The sequence below is a fragment of the Niveispirillum sp. genome, from assembly GCF_017996735.1.
GTDB lineage: Bacteria > Pseudomonadota > Alphaproteobacteria > Azospirillales > Azospirillaceae > Niveispirillum.
Genome location: NZ_JAGOGJ010000244.1, coordinates 1 through 4,651, shown reverse-complemented (window position 1 = coordinate 4,651; position 4,651 = coordinate 1). Strand labels below are relative to the sequence as shown.

Sequence of the window (4,651 nt, the reverse complement as noted above, 5' to 3'; positions counted from 1 at the left end):
GCGTCACAGAACGGCTCACACCATGCTGCTTGGCAAGCTCCGCCTCCGTCGGAAACGCTTCGTGGTGATAGCGGCCCGTCACGATCGCCCGGCCCAGATTGTCCAGCAAGCCATAGGTCAGGTTCCGGCCAAGACCAGCCTGGTCCTCCCCCGTCAGCGTCGTCAGTTCGCTTGCCAACTCAGACCTTCCCCTTCCAATCACCTTGATAGTTAATCGCTGCCCGCTCTCGGAATCCACTTAATTCCATTGCGGTTGCTGGACAAGATCAATTAATCAGATATATATGAAAAATGCTTCTGCGGTACTGGGCATAATAAGGGGGGAAACGCAGTGACCAGTCTTTCACAGATTGATCTGATCGTCGTGGTGATCTACGCCATCGGCATATTCGGGCTGGCGCAATGGGTCAGCCGGGAGAAGGCGGGTCATGCCAAGGATACGTCGGATTATTTCCTGGCGTCCAAGTCGCTGCCCTGGTGGGCCATCGGTGCCTCGCTGATCGCCGCCAACATCTCCGCCGAACAGATTGTCGGCATGTCGGGGTCCGGTTATGCCCTGGGTCTGGCCATCGCCTCCTATGAATGGATGGCGGCGCTGACCCTGCTGATCGTTGGCAAGTATTTCCTGCCGATCTTCCTGAAGAACGAAATCTACACCATGCCGCAGTTCCTGGAACAGCGGTATGGACGGGTCCTGCCGGTACTGATGGCCGTCTTCTGGCTGGCGCTTTATATCTTTGTCAACCTCACCTCCATCATCTGGCTGGGTTCCATCGCCGTCAACAAGGTGGCGGGCGTCGACCAGAATGTGGCCCTGGTGGCGCTCGGCGCCTTTGCCCTGCTGTATCAGCTCTATGGCGGGCTGAAGGCCGTGGCCCTGACCGATATCGTCCAGGTCACCCTGCTGGTCCTGGGCGGCCTGGTCATCTCCTACCTCACCTTGCAGGAGATCGGTGGCGGCCAGGGCGTGCTGGCCGGCTTCCAGGTCCTGACCGACCGTGTGCCCGGCCATTTCGACATGATCCTGGCGCCCGACCATCCTTTCTACAAGGACCTGCCCGGCATCGCCGTCCTGGTTGGCGGCATGTGGATCGCCAATCTCAGCTATTGGGGCTTCAACCAATATATCATCCAGCGCGCGCTGGCCGCCAAGAGCCTTGGCGAGGCGCAGAAGGGCGTCGTCTTCGCCGCCTATCTGAAGCTGCTCATGCCCGTCATCATCGTGCTGCCCGGCATCGCCGCCGTGGTGCTGGCGCCCGACCTGGCCAAGCCGGACGAGGCCTATCCCACCATGATGCGCCTGTTGCCGCCGGGACTGCTGGGCCTGGTCTTCGCGGCCCTCATCGCCGCCATCATCGCCTCCACGGCCTCCAAGATCAATTCCATCGCCACCATCTTCACGCTCGACCTCTATGCCAAGGCCCGCGGCACCGATGCCAGCACCCAAAAGCATCTGGTGCTGGTCGGCCGTGTGGTGGCCGCCGTTGCCGTCATCATCGCGCTGCTGGCCGCCCGCCCGCTGCTGGGCAATTCCGATCAGGCGTTCCAGTTCATCCAGGAATTCTCCGGCTTCTTCACGCCGGGCATCACCGTCATCTTCATGCTGGGCCTGTTCTGGAAAAAGGCCAACGAGGCCGGCGCCATCGCCGCCGCCATCGCCTCGGTCGTCCTCTCCTATGGCTTGAAGATCGGGGCGCCGGAGATCCCCTTCATGAACCGCATGAGCATCGTGTTCATCGCCAGCCTGCTGCTGGCCGTGGTGATCAGCCTGGCCCTGAAAAGCCGGGGCGATGCCAACCGCATCACCATGCAGGGCGTGTCCTTTGCCACGCCTTCCATCTTCAATATCGGGGGGATCGGCGTCATCCTGGTCCTCATCGCCCTCTACGCGACCTGGTGGTGATCATGAGCGACGCCTTTCTGGCTGTGGACTGGGGCACCACCAACCGCCGGGTCTACCGGATCGAGCAGGGCCGCGTCGTCCACACGGAACGCGATGGCAAGGGCGTCACCGCCGTCACGGATTTCGAGGCCGAAATCCGTGGCATCCGCGCCATGGTCGGTGATCTGCCCATGCTTCTGGCCGGCATGGTGGGGGCCAATATTGGTTGGCGGCTGGCGCCCTATGTGGCCGCCCCGGCGGGGATCGGCGATCTGGCCCGCCATCTGCTGCGGATCGACGATCGCACGGCCATCGTGCCCGGCGTCTCCACCCTGGCCAACGGCCGCCCCGATGTGATGCGGGGGGAGGAGGTGCAATTGCTGGGGGCCGCCGCTGCCGGGCTTGTTCCGGCCGACGCCCTGCTGGTGCAGCCGGGGACCCATTGCAAATGGGCCCGGCTGGCGGGTGGACGGATCATCGGCTTCACCACCGCCATGACGGGCGAACTTTTTGCCCTGTTGCGGGGGCACAGCCTGCTGGCCCCGCAATTGACCGGTGCCGTCAGCGCCAACGACGCCTTCCTGGCCGGGGTGGAGGAGGCCAAGCGCCGCGACCTGACCGCCTCACTTTTTGCCATCCGCGCGGCCAGGATGCTGGGCACCCGTGACGATGCCGATGCCGCCGCCTATGCCAGCGGGCTGCTGATCGGCAGCGACGTCGTCGCCCGGCTGGCCGGCACGCCCCCGGACACCGTCCATATTCTGTCCGGGCCGGAACTGGGCGAGCTTTACAGTGCGGCGATCCGGGCCAACGGACATGCCGCCTCTCTGATCGACAGCCACGCCGCCTTCCTGGCTGGCATCATCGCCATCGAAAGACAGTCAAGATGAGCAACATTTCCGCCTTCGACGCCGCCTTCGCCCGCTGCCCCCTGATCGCCATCCTGCGCGGCCTGACCCCGGACGAAGCCGTTCCCGTCGGCGAAGCCCTGATCGGGGCCGGCTTCACCCTGATCGAGGTGCCGCTGAATTCCCCCGATCCGCTGGAAAGCATTTCCCGCCTGGCCCGCGCCGTCGGTGACCGCGCGGTGATCGGGGCTGGAACCGTTCTGACGGAACAGGATGTCGAGGCCGTGGCCACGGCAGGCGGCACCATGATCATCTCCCCCAACGCCAACCCGCAGGTGATCACGGCCTCGGCCGTGCGCGGGCTGGTGTCCCTGCCCGGCATCATGACCCCGACGGAGGCCTTCGCGGCCCTGGCCTCCGGCGCCACGGCGCTGAAGCTGTTTCCGGCTGAAGGATCGTCGCCGACCGTGCTGAAAGCCATGCGGGCCGTCCTGCCCCGAAGCCTGCGCGTCCTGCCGGTCGGTGGCGTCACCCCCGACAACATGGCCGCCTGGCGGGCCGCGGGGGCAGACGGTTTCGGCATCGGCTCCACACTCTTTCGGCCCGGCTTCACGCCTGACGAGGTGGCCGCCCGGGCCACCGGGTTCATCGCTGCTCTGGCAGGGCCATCTCTCTAATATTATTTATATGATAATTATTGTTCGAACCGGGAGGTGCTGCTACAACAGGGCGCCGCCGTTCCCGCATGCACCACGCTCAATGACGGCCGGCGGGCCGCACACGCGGCGCTGAATGCCCTGCCGGGATGAGAATAATCATGCAGAACACCTTCATCACGGGCGATTGGGGCGCGGACCGGCTGCGCCTGTTCCTGTGCATTGATGGCGAGGTGACCGCCAGACTGTCCGGTCCTGGCATCGCCGCCGTCCGGGGACGGGTGGAGGCAACGATCCGGTCGATGACGGCCGGATGGACAATGGCCCATGGGCCCCTGCCCCTGCTACTGTGTGGCATGGCTGGTTCTACCCTGGGCTGGCGGGAGGCGCCCTACCTGCCCTGCCCCGCGACACCCGCAGCGATCAGCGACCATCTTCTGCGTTTCAGGGCGGGCAAGCATGATGTCGCCATTGCGCCGGGCCTGGCCTGCACCAACCCGTTGGGTGTCCCTGACGTCATGCGGGGTGAGGAAACGCGGATCCTGGGCGCCATGACCAGCATTCCCGGCCTGTCCCTGGGCCGGCAGGTCATCTGCCTTCCCGGCGCTCACAGCAAATGGGTCCTGCTCAAGGATGGCCGCATCGACCATTTCCAGACGGCCATGACCGGGGAACTTTTCGAAACACTGCGCAGACACAGCATTCTGGGCCAGGGTACCGACGGGCTTGAACCCGACGATGGTCCCGCCTTCACCGACGGCCTGATACGTGGTTTGGGCGAACAGGGAGCCACCCTGCCCCATCTCCTGTTCGAGGCGCGCAGCCGGCAGTTACGCGAGGGGCTTGGTCCGGTCTGGGCGCTGTCGTTCCTTTCGGGCCTTCTCATCGGACAGGATTGCGCGGGCACCCTGTCACGCTATCGCCCGGCACCGGGTCAGCCAGTCACAGTGATCGCCCCGGCCTTCCTTGGCGGCTGCTTCACGCAGGCACTCTCCCATCTGGGTGTCGCCAGCCACGTGATGGACGCCGAGGATCAGGCGGTGGCCGGCCTGTTGACGCTGGCCGAAGCCACTTTCCCCTGACATCCCCTCTGACACAATGGCGGCAGGGATTGCATCTAATTCACGTTGGATCGGATTAGGGTCTGTGGGGATTCAGCGCGAATTGATGACAGCAGCGGCGAGATAGATCATGGCTTCAAAGCTTTTGTCTGTTTTGCAAGCTCTCATGGCGATGCGCTTGAACTCCTTGAGTTTGCAGAAGAA

Annotated in this window: 4 protein-coding genes and 1 pseudogene; 4 read left to right on the top strand and 1 reads right to left on the bottom strand. The window is 64.3% G+C overall.

Annotated features, from left to right (window positions below; translation table 11 throughout):
* The first annotated feature begins 331 nt into the window (after window positions 1-331).
* The 4 genes from KBA48_RS32510 to KBA48_RS32495 all read left to right on the top strand — a co-directional run bounded on the left by KBA48_RS32510 (window position 332) and on the right by KBA48_RS32495 (window position 4,468).
* Window positions 332-1,903, top strand: a complete 1,572-nt coding sequence (locus tag KBA48_RS32510; protein ID WP_292912815.1) for a sodium/solute symporter — start codon at window positions 332-334, stop codon at window positions 1,901-1,903.
* 2 nt (window positions 1,904-1,905) lie between these two features.
* On the top strand, window positions 1,906-2,772 hold the full coding sequence (locus KBA48_RS32505; RefSeq protein WP_292912814.1) for a 2-dehydro-3-deoxygalactonokinase: 867 nt from the start codon (window positions 1,906-1,908) through the stop codon (window positions 2,770-2,772).
* Complete coding sequence (locus KBA48_RS32500; RefSeq protein ID WP_292912813.1) at window positions 2,769-3,407, top strand: 2-dehydro-3-deoxy-6-phosphogalactonate aldolase; 639 nt, start codon at window positions 2,769-2,771, stop codon at window positions 3,405-3,407. Before KBA48_RS32505 ends, KBA48_RS32500 begins: the two co-directional genes overlap by 4 nt.
* Window positions 3,408-3,547: 140 nt before the next feature.
* Entirely contained in the window at window positions 3,548-4,468 is a 921-nt protein-coding gene (locus KBA48_RS32495; protein ID WP_292912812.1) for a 2-dehydro-3-deoxygalactonokinase, read from the top strand.
* A 72-nt stretch (window positions 4,469-4,540) separates the two neighbouring features.
* On the opposite strand, the pseudogene KBA48_RS32490 reads toward KBA48_RS32495, so the two are convergent.
* Window positions 4,541-4,651 (bottom strand): annotated as a pseudogene (locus KBA48_RS32490) (IS5/IS1182 family transposase); the annotation flags it as partial.

Coding starts and splice junctions, on each gene's coding strand:
- KBA48_RS32505 (WP_292912814.1), top strand. CDS start 1,906: ATGAGCGACGCCTTTCTGGCTGTGGACTGGGGCACCACCAACCGCCGG.
- KBA48_RS32500 (WP_292912813.1), top strand. CDS start 2,769: ATGAGCAACATTTCCGCCTTCGACGCCGCCTTCGCCCGCTGCCCCCTG.
- KBA48_RS32495 (WP_292912812.1), top strand. CDS start 3,548: ATGCAGAACACCTTCATCACGGGCGATTGGGGCGCGGACCGGCTGCGC.